Below are 14,495 nucleotides of genomic sequence, written 5' to 3'. Positions count from 1 at the left end.
CTATATGAAGTTGGCCATAATTACCCATGTTATTCATGGTAAAGAGTCAGGCCACTATTTTGGCTATGAACCTTACGTACGTGAAATGAATTTGTGGCTCAAGTTTGTTTCCGACGTGACGATTGTAGCACCTTTAGAAAATATTCAAAGAAACAGCATACACGATTTTTACCAACACCATGCCATTCATTTTACTGCGGTTCCGGCTTTTCATTTCATAACCCTGGGAAGTCGGTTGAAAGCATTGTGGCAGTTGCCTAAAATCATGGTAACGTTATACAAAGCTATGGCACAAGCCGATCACATTCACCTGCGCTGTCCCGGAAATATGGGGTTGTTGGGATGCTTGGTTCAGTTGTTTTTTCCGTCAAAGCCCAAAACCGCCAAGTATGCCGGAAATTGGGACCCGAATGCCCGGCAACCTTTGAGTTATCGCTTGCAAAAATGGATTTTAAGCAACACTTTTTTAACCAAAAACATGCAGGTTTTGGTGTACGGCGAATGGGAAAACAGTACCCAAAATATCAAGCCGTTTTTTACCGCCAGCTATTTTGAAAAAGATAAAGAAGCGGTCAGTCCGAAATCACTAACGGGAAAGTTGCGTTTTTTGTTTGTGGGCACGCTCTCTAACGGAAAGCAACCATTGTATGCAGTCCGCCTGGTTGAATCGTTACAAAAGAAAGGGTATGAAGTGTCGCTGGAGGTGTATGGAGAAGGCGCGGAGCGAAACCAATTGGAAGCCTATATTGCGGCCAACAATTTGGAAAATGTTGTTTTTTTGAAAGGAAATCAAAATCAGCAAACCTTGAAAGAAGCCTATCAGAAAAGTCATTTTGTGATTTTACCTTCGCTGAGTGAAGGTTGGCCCAAAGTAATTGCCGAAGGAATGTTTTGGGGTTGTTTACCGATAGCCTCCAAAGTTTCATGTGTGCCGTTTATGTTGGATTATGGGAATAGAGGCATTATTTTAGATTTTAATCTCGATACGGATGTCAATCAAATTGCGGCATTGTGTAGTGAACCTAATTTGTATCAAAGTAAAGTTCGTCATGCTGTAGATTGGTCTAGACAGTATACTATGGATGTATTTGAAGAACAAATCAAGCAATTAGTACAACAGTGAGAATAGTACAAATCATAGATTCACTCGAAATTGGCGGTGCCGAAAAAATGGCCGTCAATTATGCGAATGCGCTTTCCAAAAAAACAGCATTTTCGGGTTTGGTCGCTACCAGAGCCGAAGGGCCATTAAAAGCCCAACTGGCGGCATCGGTTTCGTATCTTTTCTTACAAAAGAGAAAAACGCTTGATTTTAGAGCAGCGTTCCGACTGAAACAATATTGTAAACAGCATCAGGTAACCTTTTTACAACCACACAGCAGCTCTTATTTTATTGCGGTGTTGGTGAAGTTGATGTATCCCAAAATTCAAATTATCTGGCATGATCACAATGGGTTGAGTGAGTTTATCAGTACCCAAAAATCGATAGTACTGAAGGGTGCTTCTTATTTTTTCAAGGGAATTATTGTCGTGAATTACAAATTGAAAAATTGGGCCGAAAAAGAATTACACTGTAAAAAAGTGATTTATTTGCCCAATTTCACTAATGAGGAAGTCCAAATTTCTGCTGAAACTACGCTGAAAGGAACTCCGGGAAAGCGCATTTTGTGTTTGGCCAATTTGAGAGATCAAAAGAATCATTTTTTTCTGCTAGAAGTTGCCAAAAAACTAAAAGCTACCCATCCCGACTGGACATTTCATTTGGTGGGAAAAGATTTTAAAGATGACTATTCCCGCAGGCTTTTCGATTCCATTGATGCTATGAATTTAAAAGAAACCGTTTATATTTATGGCTCACGTAATGATGTTGCCGCCATTATTCCGCAATCGGATATTGCGGTTTTAACTTCAAAATCAGAAGGATTGCCGGTAGCGTTAATAGAATACGGATTGCACAAGAAACCCGTAGTATCGACCAATGTGGGTGAAATTCCGTTGATTATCAAGAACGGAGAAAACGGTTTTACTGTGGATGCCCATGATACCGATGGTTTTTACCATTGTTTGGGGCAACTTATTACAGAAAATGAACTTAGAGTAGTCTTAGGTAATAATTTGTTTGCAACAATAATTGAACATCATTCCGAAGACGGCGTTATCAAAAAATATTTAAATTGGTTACAAACCTTATAGCTTAATGAAGGATAAAAATTACATACTGTTGATTTTATTGCATGTGTTTATCGGTTATCTGATTTATGCTAATCCTTCTTTTTCTAAACTCTATGGTTTTGCCATCGTCGTTTTGGGTGTATTTTTTGTTTTCCGATCCAGAAACAGAAATAATGAAGTCCTTTTTGTGGCGGGATATTTAGTAGGGAGTGAGGTTTTCTTGAGGATGACAGGAGGAAATATTCTCTACGAATTTTCAAAATACGGCGTAATGATATTTATGTTGTGGGGCATGTTTTACAGCGGTTTTTCTAAAAACAGTATTCCGTTTTGGTTTTATTTATTACTGATGTTTCCCGGTGTTATTGTGGCTACGGAAACCCTCAATCTGAAATCAAATATTCAAAACTCTATTGCATTTAATATTTCCGGACCCGCTTGTTTGGGTGTGGCTTCCATCTATTGTTACAATCGAAAGATCTTGATTAGTCAGCTCAATAATATTTTGTTGACCATCGGACTTCCGATAGTGTCGACTACGATGTATTTGATTCTGTATACGCCCGACTTAAAGAAAATACTTGTCAGCACCGGTTCCAACATGGAAACATCCGGAGGATTTGGCCCTAACCAGGTAGCAACAATTATGGGTATGGGAGTGTTTATTTTTTTCTCCCGCTTAATACTCGAATCCAAGAATAAGTGGGTGTTTATCATTAATTTAATTTTAGTCTTCAATATCAGTTACAGAGGTTTGCTCACCTTTTCTCGAGGCGGCATGATAACGGCGATGGTTATGATTTTAATTTTGGTGTTTTTTCTTTACAAGAACACAGCCACTCAAGGAAGGTATCGGATGAATGTATTGTTGGTTATTTTTTCAATCGTATTTATTTTTTGTTGGATGTATACCTCTACTCAAACCGGAGGATTGATAGATAAGCGGTACGCCAACAAAGACGCCTCCGGTAGAGTTAAAGAAAGTCAGTTTACCGGTAGAGAAGAAATCTGGGATAGTGAAATAGAAGTTTTTAAAGACAATCCGGTATTTGGCATTGGAGTTGGGAAAAGTTTGGAAGTGCGCGAAGAGGAAACCGGTGGTTTGATTATTACATCACACAATGAAATTTCAAGAACTTTGGCTGAGCATGGAGCCATGGGAATTATAGCGCTGATGATAGTGTTTTTTACCCCTATGTTTTTGTATCTCGACAACAAGCAACATATTTATCTTTTTTGCTTTATCTTTTTCTGGTTATTGACAATAAATCACGCTGCCATGCGGATTGCTGCGTCAGCTTTTGTATATTCGTTATCACTATTAAAAGTATACATGGATGAAAAACCTGTTGTACATAGGGAATAAATTATCCGACCACGGTTATACTTCCACTTCCATAGAAACGCTCGGGACGTTTTTAGAGGCAGAGGGTTTCACGGTGTATTATGCTTCGTCAAAAAAAAGCAAGTTCTTTCGTTTACTCGAAATGATCATCATGACCATTACGTATGCCAAAAAGGTAGATTATGTCCTAATAGATACTTACAGCACCAAAAACTTTTGGTATGCCTTTATTGTCTCACAACTGTGTCGAATTTTAAAGGTAAAGTACATTCCTAAACTCCACGGAGGCGATTTGCCGAATCGAATTGTGCGGTCAAAATTTTTCTCCGGAATGCTGTTTAAGCATGCCTATATCAATATTGCGCCATCGTATTATTTGTACGAAGCGTTTAAAGAGAATGGTTACGGGAATTTGAAATACATTCCCAACACTATAGAGCTTACCCTGTATCCCCAAAGTGTCAAAACGTTTACAGTACCCAAATTGCTTTGGGTTCGGTCGTTTGCCAAAATCTATAATCCTTTGATGGCTGTTAAAGTATTTATCCAAATCAAACAAAAATTCCCCGAAGCCCAGCTTTGTATGATTGGACCCAAAAAAGATGATAGTTTTGAAAAGACCGTTCGATTTGCCAAAAAGCACAAGGTCGCGGTTTCTTTCACCGGGAAACTGTCTAAAGAAGAGTGGATAGCGGTGTCAAAAGATTTTAATGTTTTTATCAATACTACGCATTTTGACAATACCCCAATCAGCGTTATCGAAGCGATGGCCTTAGGTTTGCCGGTGGTTTCAACCAAGGTAGGCGGAATTCCATTTTTGTTGCAACATGAGGAAAATGCTTTGCTGGTAGCCGATAATGATGTCAATGCCATGGTCCAACAAATTGAGCGCCTGTTCGAAGATGAAAAACTGGCGGAAACCATCACGGAGAATGCCAAAAAAACGGTCCGGAATTTTGATTGGGAGGTGGTTAAAAACGATTGGATAGATTTACTGAAGTAGCCCAGAATTTACTAACTTGCGACTTCAAAAAATGGGAGCTATACAGTGAGACGATTTAAAAACATACATTTTGAAGTTTCGGAGCGAAAAGTCCTATTGCGGATTTTTGATGTGATTTCAGTACTGTTTTCTTTGTATGTGGTTGGAATTGTTTTTAAGTTCAATTATTTCAACATTTCGGCTTCTAATTTTTATTGGACTATTGTATTGGGCTTGTATCTCAATTTCATCGGTTCGGTTTTTGAAATGTATAATTTACAGGTAGCCAGTAATCAGTATCAGGTAATTAAAAGTATTATTCTGACTTCTTCTACTACCGTATTGTTGTATCTCTTAACGCCTTTGTATACGCCGGTTTTACCAACGAACCGTTTGCAAATCTTTTATTTTTTCATCTCCATCTTTGTGGCGTTGTTTGTTTGGAGGATGATTTATGTTCGATTTTTCGCTTCCAATCGTTTTTTGAAAAAGGTAATTCTGATTTGTGATAAAGATCAGGTTCATGAGTTAATCAGTGGTTTGCAGGGCGCCGATCCGCATTATTGGATTATGGGTTTTGTGAATTCGGACAGTAGTGACAATGCGCAAACCGAAGTCAAATCCGTTAAAAATGTCACTATCGATGAGTTGGCTGCCTTTGTTAAAAAAAATGCCATTTCCGAAATAGTCATTGCCTCGCAAAATACCGACGGAATAACAGTAAAACTGTACAACCAGTTGATACACTTACTCGAAAGTGGTCATATCATTAGAGAATATACCCAAGTATACGAAGCCATTACACAACGCATCCCGGTACAATATGTATCCCGCGATTTTTACCGTTATTTCCCATTCAGCCGAAGCAATCAAAATCATTTATACCGAATTGTAGTTCGCTCACTCGAAATAGGCATTTCTTTGATAGGTTTGGCGGTTTGTGCGTTTTTAATTCCATTGGTTTCAATCGGGAATCTTTTCGGTAATAAAGGCCGATTGTTTTACACCCAAGAACGCGTCGGGAAAAACGGCAAAATATTTAACATAGTGAAATTCCGAACCATGATTAAAAATGCCGAAAAGGGCGGCGCTGTTTTTGCCACTTCCAATGATTCTCGGGTGACGCCTTTCGGGAAAATCATGCGAAAGTCACGGATAGACGAATTCCCTCAGTTTTTAAATATTTTGAAAGGCGATATGGCGGTGATTGGTCCGAGACCGGAACGCCCCGTTTTTGTGAATGAAATTGCCGAGGTCATGCCGTTTTACGAAACCCGCCACGTTATCAAGCCCGGATTGACCGGTTGGGCACAAGTGAATTACTCTTACGGCGAAACTATTGATGATAGTTTGATTAAACTCCAATACGATTTGTATTACATCAAGCATCGCAGTCTTTTTCTCGACTTCAATATTATGTTTAAAACCTTCAGCACGGTTTTATTTTACAGAGGGCAGTAGTTTGAAGCTTTTTCGGCCGCTCAATTTCCACAACATAAAAAACGTTACAACGATAAAAGGCAGCATTAACAGCAAATGCGGTTTGTTAAGCATGAAAAGACTATACAAAGCCAATAGGACTAAAGACCCGTTGATGACTTTCTTCCGAAAACGTTCTTTTACAAACGGCAGCAATAAAAACAGCGGACTGAAGAGCAGTGCGTTGTAATTCCACAGTACTTCCTGATGCTCCGAATACAATCCGACCAAGCACAGAAACAATCCCAAAATACCACTCACAAAAAGATAACCCAGGAACAACCATTTTTTGTTGATCACCATCAGTACACCCAAAAATAGAATAATCGGATAGCTACTGTTCCAAAAGGAGAAAGGCGTTTTTTTTTCGGTACCGGTCAGTAGGGTTTGAGTTCCGCGAACCAACGGTTTTCCGTTTGCGTTGGCTTGATCCAAACTGTGCATTAACTCTACCGGTAAAAACAATTTTTCGGCTTTGTTGTCGGTTTTAGCTCCAAAAATAATATTGATGCCGAGTTTGTACCAAAAGTAATTTTCAAAATACGGATACAACAACTCGCGGTAACTGATAGTAGTATCATCTACTTTTTGTATGGCTTGTTTACCGGCCAGTTCGCCAATTTTTTCGGCGACCATGGTGGTACAGTTGCGGTCGATAAATTTATATGTATAGTAGCGTTCGGATGAATAGGAAGCAGCGCTGAGTTGGTCAAATAAACGTTGCTTTTGAGCCAACGATAACGTCAGGGTTTGCTCGATAACTTCGCGCTCATCGGTTTGGTATTCGAGCATAAAATCTTCAAACGAAGTCACACTCATAAAGTATTGCAAATCGCCTTTGACAAACTTTAAATAAAAATTTTCAGTTCTGAAGTCGAAAGCGCCGTAATTGAATACCACATCCAATTGGTTTGCTTCATCTTTAACACGCAAGGCAGTATGACCAAAAGTGGAGTATAGTTGTTCCCCTCTGCCACAGGTAAATATACTTACTTGGGTTTGGTTACTCAGTTTCGGATTCTGTGAAAATGTGACCGTATGATAGGCAAGTAGTAAAAGAATTAGTGCTTTTTTCCACATAAAAATTATCTAAAAATACTCAAATCTACTTTTACCGAAAAGATATTAGAGTACAGTGCGGCACTCTGATCGCCCAAATCGGTTAAGGCATAATCTACCTGAATTCCTTTGTATTTAAAGCCCAATCCGATGTTGGGTTGGAAATTCACTTTGGTGGTGCCGTCAATTTGTTCTACATTCTGAAAATTACCCACACCGGCACGTAAGAAAACCAAATCGGTGTAGCTAAACTCAAAACCAACCGCCGGATCAATACTCACCGCTGAGGTTGAAATAATATCATTGGTTTGGGCAAATTGCATGTTAAGGTTTACCGCGGCCAAAAGGGTATAATCGTAGTGAAATTCAAATTTTTTGGCGATTCCCAATTGGGCTTTGGGTAAGGTAATTTCGGTACTTTCGGGCATTTCCTGGTTTTGTCCTTCCACAGCATCTTTGATTTGGTTGTATTTATCCTCATCAATAGCCCAAACGTTGTAGGTAGTGGTAATATCGCGAAGCATGAGTCCGAAATGCCAGCCGTTACGGTCTAGTTGTAATCCGGCATCGATACCAAATCCCCAGGAATTGGCAAAATCGCCAATGACTCTGCGAATCACTTTGGCATTCACACCATATTGGAATCCTTCGAGTTTCATTTTGCGCGCATAGGAAAAAGTCAACCCGTAATCGGCAGTAGAAAATAAACTGATACGATTGTAATCGATGTTACCTTCGCTGTCAATTAATTGAGTCGTATTGAGAATGTCATCGACTCCGAAACGAATCAGGGAAATTCCCCAGGCACTTTGGTCGTCAATTTTTTTGGCATAGGCCGCATAATCGTATTGGGCAATATTGGCAAAATAACTGGCGTGCATTAACGCGGCTTCATGATCTTCTATTTTAAGCAATCCGGCCGGATTCCAATAACCCGAATTCACATCACCGGTAAAAGCGGTAACCGCATTCGACATGCCTAAAGCTGCTGCATCTACGCCAATGTTCATGAATTCGTTAGAGTATTTTCTAACCGCCTGAGCATGAGTATAGAGGCTGACTAAAAGTAGCAGAATAGGGATTGTTTTTTTCAAGGCAATTTTTCTTTTTACAAATATCACATAAAAATCTTGAATATAAAACGCAGAAGTCTGCAACTTATTGTATTAAATTTGTATTTCTTTACATTAACAACCTAACCTATGAATATAAAAGCCTGGATTCCCAACTTCTTTACGATGCTGAATTTATTGTGTGGTTGCGTGGCGTTAGTATTTGTGTCGGAGTATAGTTTTTATTGGGCTTTCAGTTTGGTTTGTTTGGGTATTTTCTTTGATTTTTTTGATGGTTTTTTTGCCCGAAAGTTCAATGTAGCCGGACCTCTAGGGGTACAGTTAGATTCGTTGGCAGACATGATAACCAGTGGTGTGGTTCCCGGTTTTGTAATGTATAAAATGTTGGTTTTAGCAGAGTCAAATACCCGTTTTAATCCGTCACTGAATAATATTGAAACGCTGCAACATCAAATTTATGTATGGCCTTTATTGGGATTTCTCATTACGGTTGGAGCTTGTTACCGTTTGGCTAAATTTAATATCGATACCCGTCAAACAGATTCTTTTATTGGTTTGCCTACGCCCGCAAACGCCCTTTTTGTGGTGAGTTTACCTTTGTTGTGGAATACCGTGGAGTGTCCGTATCAAGTTGTCAATTTATTAATGAATAAATGGTTCCTGTTATCGGTCACTGTAGTGAGCGCCTTTGTGATGAATGCCGAGATTCCATTGTTTTCGTTAAAGATTAAAGAATTTAGTTTTGCCAAATACAAATTGCAGATTTCCTTTTTAGCCATTTCGGTTTTACTGCTGATTTTTCTCAAGATTTTAGCCGTGCCGTTAATCATAGTCGTATATGTTTTACTCTCAGTATTCAATAATATGACTCATAAAAAAGCTTCCGTTTAGGAAGCTTTTTTATGGATTGCGTGTGAGGGTCAAACCGATAAATCCGAAAAAGAGCAAGATTCCCAATAGAAAAAGATAGGCTTTTCTGTGAGCAAAATTTAAAGTAGTACCTAACATTGGATTGGGTTTGTCTACCAGCAGTCGGTCGTCTTCTTTATTGTAGTAAAACATTTTCCATTTCCAATATTTCGGATTGGTTCGCCATTCTTCCAGGGTATCTTTACTAGGGTTTTTCAAGATAAGCAGTTTTGAAATTAGAAATGTAATTTCTTTTTGCGCAGCTCAAAATTTTGACCCAAGTATACTTTTCGAACCATCTCATCTTCAGCCAATTCTTCGGGCACTCCGGCCTTTAAAATTCCGCCTTCAAACATCAAATAGGTTTTATCGGTAATCGCTAAGGTTTCTTGTACGTTATGATCGGTAATCAAAATACCGATGTTTTTGTTTTTCAGTTGGGCAACAATACGCTGGATGTCTTCCACAGCTACCGGGTCAACACCGGCAAACGGTTCGTCGAGCAATATAAATTTCGGATCGGTAGCCAAAGCGCGGGCAATTTCTGTTCTTCTGCGTTCGCCACCCGATAACAAATCACCTCTGTTGGTTCGGATGTGTTGCAAGCTGAACTCGTCTATCAAACTTTCCATTTTGGCTTCTTGCTCGGCCTTGGATAAGTTGGTGAGTTGTAAAACACTCAGAATGTTATCTTCGATACTTAATTTTCGGAACACAGAAGCTTCCTGGGCCAAATAACCAATGCCGTTTTGAGCACGTTTGTACATCGGAAATTCGGTAATGTCCATGTCATCAAGATAGATTTTACCGGAATTTGGTTTCACTAAACCCACAATCATATAGAAAGACGTGGTTTTTCCGGCGCCGTTTGGCCCCAAAAGACCAACAATTTCTCCTTGGTTTACTTCGACGGAAATCCCTTTTACGACACTTCTGCCTTTGTAGGTTTTGACTAAATTTTCGGCTCTTAACTTCATGATACTAAATGTGTAAATGTATTAATGTAGCAATGTAACAATAATTGTTTTAATTGTTATATTAACCCATTGTTAAATTGATGCATTGCTTTCCAACGCTTCCCAAAATTCGTAAGCACGACGCAAATGAGGAATCACAATCGTACCGCCCACTAAGGTAGCAATGCCCATAGCTTCCATCATTTCTTCTTTGGTCACCCCTTCTTTGTAACTGGTTTCCAAATGATATTTGATGCAATCGTCGCAACGCAAAACGGTGGAAGCTACTAAACCTAATAATTCTTTGGTTTTAACATCCAAAGCACCTTCCGCATAGGCATTGGTGTCTAAGTTAAAAATGCGTTTTACAATTTTGTTATTGTCAGCCAATAACTTCTCGTTCATGCGCGAACGGTACTCATTAAATTCTTCAACTAACTTGCTCATTTTGTTTTTTGTTTTTTACGACTACAGCTGAAATCCAAATACTTCCTTCATAAATCAACAGCATCGGAATCGCTACCGTAATCTGGCTTACTACATCGGGTGGTGTTACGATGGCCGCAATAATCAATACGATAACTACAGCATATTTTCGGTACTTTCTTAAGAAAGTGGGGGTAACCAATCCTAACTTGGTTAAAAAGTATAAGATAATGGGCAATTCAAAATACAATCCGCTCGCAATCACCGCCGTTTTTACCATGCCAATGTAGGAGTCGATATTGAATTGATTTTTTACGACATCACTAATCGAAAAAGTAGCCAGAAAATTAACCGACATCGGTACGATGACATAATAACCAAAAAGGACTCCCAAGAAAAAGAGTATGGAGGCCACAAAAATAAAGGCCTTGGCGTTTTTGCGTTCTTTTTCATATAGAGCCGGACTAATAAATTTCCAAAATTGCCACAGTATGTAAGGGAAAGCTAAAATGAATCCGGCGGTGATACACGTCCACACGAAAATGTTCACCTGTCCTTCCATTTGAGTGTTTTGAATGATAAATGGCAGCTCAGTGATACAGATACTGTCGGCAAAACCCAGAAAGTGAGAAGCTTTACAAAAGAATCGGTACGTAATGAAATTTGGATTGGTCGGTCCGAAAATCAGTTCATCAAAAATGTAATCGGCAAAAAAGTAGGTAACAATGGCCATGATAACAATGGCGGCAGAACTCCTGACCAGCACCCATCGCAATTCTTCCAGGTGGTCTAAAAAGGACATCTCGTTAGTAGGTTTCTTGGATTGCTTTGCCATTATACGATACCTTCTTTTAAAATGTCATGCAAATGAATCACGCCGATGTATTTGCCTTGGTCGGCAACCACTAATTGCGTTATGGAGAAGTCTTCGAGTAGATTTAAAGCGTCACTCACCAAGTCGGTTGGCTTAATCATTTTAGGATTAACTGTCATAATATCTTTGGCGGTTAAACCCGAAATGGTCTCGGTTTTATTGAGCATTCGTCGAATGTCGCCGTCGGTAATGATTCCGATGATTTTATCGTGCTCTACTACCGCTGTCACGCCCAAACGTTTTTCGGAAATTTCCATAATCACGTTTTGGATACTCGAATCCGGAGTCACTACCGGTTTGTGTGTCGTATCGAGCATATCGCCTACACGCAACAAAAGTTTTTTGCCCAATGCACCACCGGGATGGTACTTGGCAAAATCCTCAGCAGTAAAATGGCGCATCTCCATCAGGCAAACGGCTAGCGCGTCACCCATTACGAGTTGCGCTGTGGTACTGTTGGTAGGCGCTAAGTTGTTCGGACAGGCCTCACTTTCTACATACGTATTCAACACATAATCCGCTTCTTTGCCCAAAAAGGAAGTCGTATTCCCGGTGATGGCAATCAATTTGTTGCCAAATCGTTTTAAAAGTGGAACCAAGACTTTAATTTCCGGACTGTTTCCGCTTTTGGAAATGCAGATCACCACATCGCCGGGTTGCACCATACCCAAATCGCCGTGAATGGCTTCCGAAGCATGCAAAAACAACGACGGTGTTCCGGTAGAATTTAACGTAGCTACTATTTTTTGCGCGATAATAGCACTTTTGCCGATGCCGGTAATCACCAGTCTTCCGGGGGTATTAAAAATGATTTCAACCGTTTTTACAAAATCATCATTTATAAAATCAACCAGCTTTGCAATGGCATTACTTTCGGATAAAATGGTCTTTTGTGCAGAGGCTAAAATGGTTTCTTTTGGTATCAAAATTGAAATAATATAAAATTTGTGTGAATCAAAGAAAGTCGTATCTTTATGTTTGCAAATTTATGTAAAAATACGATTAACACAGAATGAATTTAGACGAAATTGACATCCATAAAGAATTAAAAAAGTATTTTGGTTTCAGCCAATTTAAAGGATTACAGGAACAAGTCATAAAAAGTATTATTGCGAAGCAAAATACATTCGTTATCATGCCCACCGGTGGCGGAAAATCATTATGTTATCAACTGCCGGCCCTCATACAAGAAGGAACTGCCATTGTAGTTTCGCCCCTAATCGCTTTGATGAAAAATCAAGTGGATGCCATTCGAAGTTTGTCTTCGGAAAACGGTATCGCGCATGTACTGAATTCATCACTCACCAAAACCGAAATCAATCAGGTTAAAAAAGATATTACGTCCGGAATCACCAAATTATTGTATGTCGCTCCCGAATCGTTGACCAAAGAAGAGTATGTTGAGTTTCTTCGAACGGTTCCGATTTCCTTTGTGGCTATCGATGAAGCGCATTGTATCTCCGAATGGGGACACGATTTTCGACCGGAATACCGCAACCTTCGACACATTATCAAACAATTGGGCGAAGTGCCGGTGATTGGTTTAACCGCCACCGCTACGCCTAAAGTGCAGGAAGATATTCTGAAAAACCTCGATATGACCGATGCCACTACATTTAAGGCATCGTTTAATCGTCCGAATTTATTTTACGAAGTACGCACCAAAACCAAAAATATCGAAGCGGATATCATTCGCTTTATCAAACAAAACAAAGGGAAATCGGGTATTATTTATTGCCTGAGTCGCAAAAAGGTAGAAGAAATTGCCGAAGTACTCCAAGTTAACGGTATCAGCGCGGTTCCCTACCACGCCGGATTAGACGCCAAAACACGCGCCAAACACCAAGACATGTTCCTCATGGAAGATGTGGAAGTGGTGGTGGCTACTATTGCTTTCGGGATGGGCATTGACAAACCCGATGTACGTTTTGTCATTCACCACGATATTCCGAAATCACTGGAGAGTTATTATCAAGAAACCGGTCGTGCCGGTCGCGACGGTGGCGAAGGCCATTGCCTGGCGTACTATTCGTATAAAGATGTAGAAAAGCTGGAGAAATTCATGTCGGGTAAACCGGTAGCCGAGCAGGAAATAGGGTTTGCGTTGTTGCAGGAAGTTGTCGCGTATGCCGAAACGTCGATGTCGCGCCGTAAATTCTTATTGCATTATTTCGGAGAAGAATTCGACAGCGAAAACGGCGAAGGTGCCGATATGGACGACAATGTTCGCAACCCGAAAACCAAAGTCGAAGCGAAAGAGCAAGTTAAAACCCTTTTGGAAGTGGTGCGTGATACCAAACATCTCTATAAATCCAAAGAAATTGTCTTTACGCTAATCGGTCGCGTGAACGCTACCATAAAAGCCCACAAAACCGATACCCAACAATTCTTCGGTTGCGGCGCCAATTATGATGAACGTTACTGGATGGCCTTAATTCGACAAGTTTTGGTAGATGGATTACTGACCAAAGACATAGAAACCTATGGTATTTTGAAAGTATCCGAACGCGGTCATGAATTTATTAAGAATCCAACCTCTTTCTTAATGTCGGAAGATCACGAATACAGTGAAAACGAAGATGATGCTATCGTAACAGCAGCTAAATCGAGCGGTACTGCCGATGAAGCCTTGATGGGAATGTTGCGCGAATTGCGTAAAAAAGTGGCCAAAAAGTTGGGCGTCCCGCCATTTGTCGTGTTTCAGGATCCGTCTTTGGAGGATATGGCTTTAAAATATCCTATAACTATCGATGAGCTGAGCAATGTACACGGCGTAGGGGAAGGCAAAGCTAAAAAATACGGGAAAGATTTTGTTGAACTTATCGAACGATATGTTGAAGAGAATGATATTGTTCGCCCGGATGATTTGGTGGTAAAATCTACCGGAGCCAATTCCTCTAACAAGTTATACATCATTCAAAACATCGATCGCAAATTGTCGTTAGAAGATATCGCCAAGGCCAAAGGCTTGTCGATGGATGCTTTACTTAAAGAAATGGAGCAAATTGTGTATTCGGGAACGAAACTCAACATCGATTATTGGATTAACGAAATTTTAGACGAAGAACAACAAGAAGAAATCCATGATTACTTTATGGATTCCGAATCTGATAAAATCGAAGAAGCGCTCAAAGAGTTCGACGGCGATTACGATATTGAAGAACTCCGACTGATGCGCATCAAGTTCATCAGCGAAGTAGCCAATTAAAAAAGAGAAGCC

14 protein-coding genes are annotated in these 14,495 nt (G+C 39.9%); 7 read left to right on the top strand and 7 right to left on the bottom strand.

Translation table 11 applies throughout. The annotated features are described in order from the left end of the window. Nucleotides 1–4 precede the first annotated feature (4 nt). From QHT84_RS09565 to QHT84_RS09545, 5 genes are read left to right on the top strand one after another with little or no spacing between them, the layout of a single operon-like run. Nucleotides 5–1,123 (top strand): glycosyltransferase, encoded by a 1,119-nt coding sequence (locus QHT84_RS09565; RefSeq protein WP_283239335.1) that lies wholly within the window; start codon nt 5–7, stop codon nt 1,121–1,123. Next, nucleotides 1,120–2,193: a glycosyltransferase gene (locus QHT84_RS09560; RefSeq protein ID WP_283239334.1), complete on the top strand. Its 1,074-nt coding sequence runs from the start codon at nt 1,120–1,122 to the stop codon at nt 2,191–2,193. The genes QHT84_RS09565 and QHT84_RS09560 overlap by 4 nt, the downstream gene beginning before the upstream one ends. Nucleotides 2,194–2,197: 4 nt before the next feature. Then, nucleotides 2,198–3,538 (top strand): O-antigen ligase family protein, encoded by a 1,341-nt coding sequence (locus tag QHT84_RS09555; protein ID WP_283239333.1) that lies wholly within the window; start codon nt 2,198–2,200, stop codon nt 3,536–3,538. After that, nucleotides 3,510–4,520, top strand: coding sequence for a glycosyltransferase family 4 protein (locus tag QHT84_RS09550; protein ID WP_283239332.1), 1,011 nt, complete (start codon nt 3,510–3,512; stop codon nt 4,518–4,520). Before QHT84_RS09555 ends, QHT84_RS09550 begins: the two co-directional genes overlap by 29 nt. A gap of 45 nt (nt 4,521–4,565) precedes the next feature. After that, nucleotides 4,566–5,960, top strand: coding sequence for an exopolysaccharide biosynthesis polyprenyl glycosylphosphotransferase (locus tag QHT84_RS09545; protein WP_283239331.1), 1,395 nt, complete (start codon nt 4,566–4,568; stop codon nt 5,958–5,960). Here the strand turns inward: QHT84_RS09545 and QHT84_RS09540 are convergent. Both QHT84_RS09540 and QHT84_RS09535 read right to left on the bottom strand, forming a co-directional pair. Further along, on the bottom strand, nt 5,940–7,058 hold the full coding sequence (locus QHT84_RS09540; RefSeq protein WP_283239330.1) for a lipoprotein N-acyltransferase Lnb domain-containing protein: 1,119 nt from the start codon (nt 7,056–7,058) through the stop codon (nt 5,940–5,942). The two genes, QHT84_RS09545 and QHT84_RS09540, sit on opposite strands and share 21 nt — an antisense overlap. 5 nt (nt 7,059–7,063) lie before the next feature. Then, on the bottom strand, nt 7,064–8,131 hold the full coding sequence (locus QHT84_RS09535) for a putative type IX sorting system protein PorV2 (RefSeq protein WP_456071409.1): 1,068 nt from the start codon (nt 8,129–8,131) through the stop codon (nt 7,064–7,066). Between the two features lie 108 nt (nt 8,132–8,239). Between QHT84_RS09535 and QHT84_RS09530 the strand changes: the two genes are divergently transcribed. Then, nucleotides 8,240–9,001: a CDP-alcohol phosphatidyltransferase family protein gene (locus QHT84_RS09530; RefSeq protein WP_283239329.1), complete on the top strand. Its 762-nt coding sequence runs from the start codon at nt 8,240–8,242 to the stop codon at nt 8,999–9,001. Between the two features lie 9 nt (nt 9,002–9,010). On the opposite strand, the gene QHT84_RS09525 is transcribed toward QHT84_RS09530, so the two are convergent. From QHT84_RS09525 to QHT84_RS09505, 5 genes are all read right to left on the bottom strand, one after another. Next, nucleotides 9,011–9,238, bottom strand: a complete 228-nt coding sequence (locus QHT84_RS09525; protein WP_283239328.1) for a DUF5808 domain-containing protein — start codon at nt 9,236–9,238, stop codon at nt 9,011–9,013. 17 nt (nt 9,239–9,255) lie between these two features. Beyond that, entirely contained in the window at nt 9,256–9,996 is a 741-nt protein-coding gene (lptB, locus tag QHT84_RS09520) for an LPS export ABC transporter ATP-binding protein (RefSeq protein ID WP_283239327.1), read from the bottom strand. A 72-nt stretch (nt 9,997–10,068) separates the two neighbouring features. Then, entirely contained in the window at nt 10,069–10,422 is a 354-nt protein-coding gene (locus tag QHT84_RS09515) for a carboxymuconolactone decarboxylase family protein (RefSeq protein WP_283239326.1), read from the bottom strand. Then, nucleotides 10,406–11,236 carry a twin-arginine translocase subunit TatC gene (gene tatC, locus QHT84_RS09510; RefSeq protein WP_283239325.1) on the bottom strand — a complete coding sequence of 277 codons (831 nt, stop codon included), beginning with the start codon at nt 11,234–11,236 and terminating at the stop codon, nt 10,406–10,408. The genes QHT84_RS09515 and tatC overlap by 17 nt, the downstream gene beginning before the upstream one ends. Then, nucleotides 11,236–12,201, bottom strand: a complete 966-nt coding sequence (locus QHT84_RS09505; protein WP_283239324.1) for a KpsF/GutQ family sugar-phosphate isomerase — start codon at nt 12,199–12,201, stop codon at nt 11,236–11,238. Before QHT84_RS09505 ends, tatC begins: the two co-directional genes overlap by 1 nt. Nucleotides 12,202–12,287: 86 nt before the next feature. Between QHT84_RS09505 and recQ the strand changes: the two genes are divergently transcribed. Beyond that, a complete protein-coding gene (gene recQ / locus QHT84_RS09500) occupies nt 12,288–14,483 on the top strand; it encodes a DNA helicase RecQ (RefSeq protein ID WP_283239323.1) in 2,196 nt (731 codons plus the stop codon). Nucleotides 14,484–14,495: the final 12 nt, after the last annotated feature.

Origin of the sequence: Flavobacterium sedimenticola (assembly GCF_030053345.1) — a bacterium.
Taxonomy (GTDB): domain Bacteria; phylum Bacteroidota; class Bacteroidia; order Flavobacteriales; family Flavobacteriaceae; genus Flavobacterium; species Flavobacterium sedimenticola.
Note: the sequence above shows the minus strand (reverse complement) of the source record. Positions and strands in the feature narration are given on the sequence as shown.

Coding starts and splice junctions, on each gene's coding strand:
- QHT84_RS09515 (WP_283239326.1), bottom strand. CDS start 10,422: ATGAGCAAGTTAGTTGAAGAATTTAATGAGTACCGTTCGCGCATGAAC.
- QHT84_RS09540 (WP_283239330.1), bottom strand. CDS start 7,058: ATGTGGAAAAAAGCACTAATTCTTTTACTACTTGCCTATCATACGGTC.
- tatC (WP_283239325.1), bottom strand. CDS start 11,236: ATGGCAAAGCAATCCAAGAAACCTACTAACGAGATGTCCTTTTTAGAC.
- QHT84_RS09530 (WP_283239329.1), top strand. CDS start 8,240: ATGAATATAAAAGCCTGGATTCCCAACTTCTTTACGATGCTGAATTTA.
- QHT84_RS09565 (WP_283239335.1), top strand. CDS start 5: ATGAAGTTGGCCATAATTACCCATGTTATTCATGGTAAAGAGTCAGGC.
- recQ (WP_283239323.1), top strand. CDS start 12,288: ATGAATTTAGACGAAATTGACATCCATAAAGAATTAAAAAAGTATTTT.
- QHT84_RS09555 (WP_283239333.1), top strand. CDS start 2,198: ATGAAGGATAAAAATTACATACTGTTGATTTTATTGCATGTGTTTATC.
- lptB (WP_283239327.1), bottom strand. CDS start 9,996: ATGAAGTTAAGAGCCGAAAATTTAGTCAAAACCTACAAAGGCAGAAGT.
- QHT84_RS09550 (WP_283239332.1), top strand. CDS start 3,510: ATGAAAAACCTGTTGTACATAGGGAATAAATTATCCGACCACGGTTAT.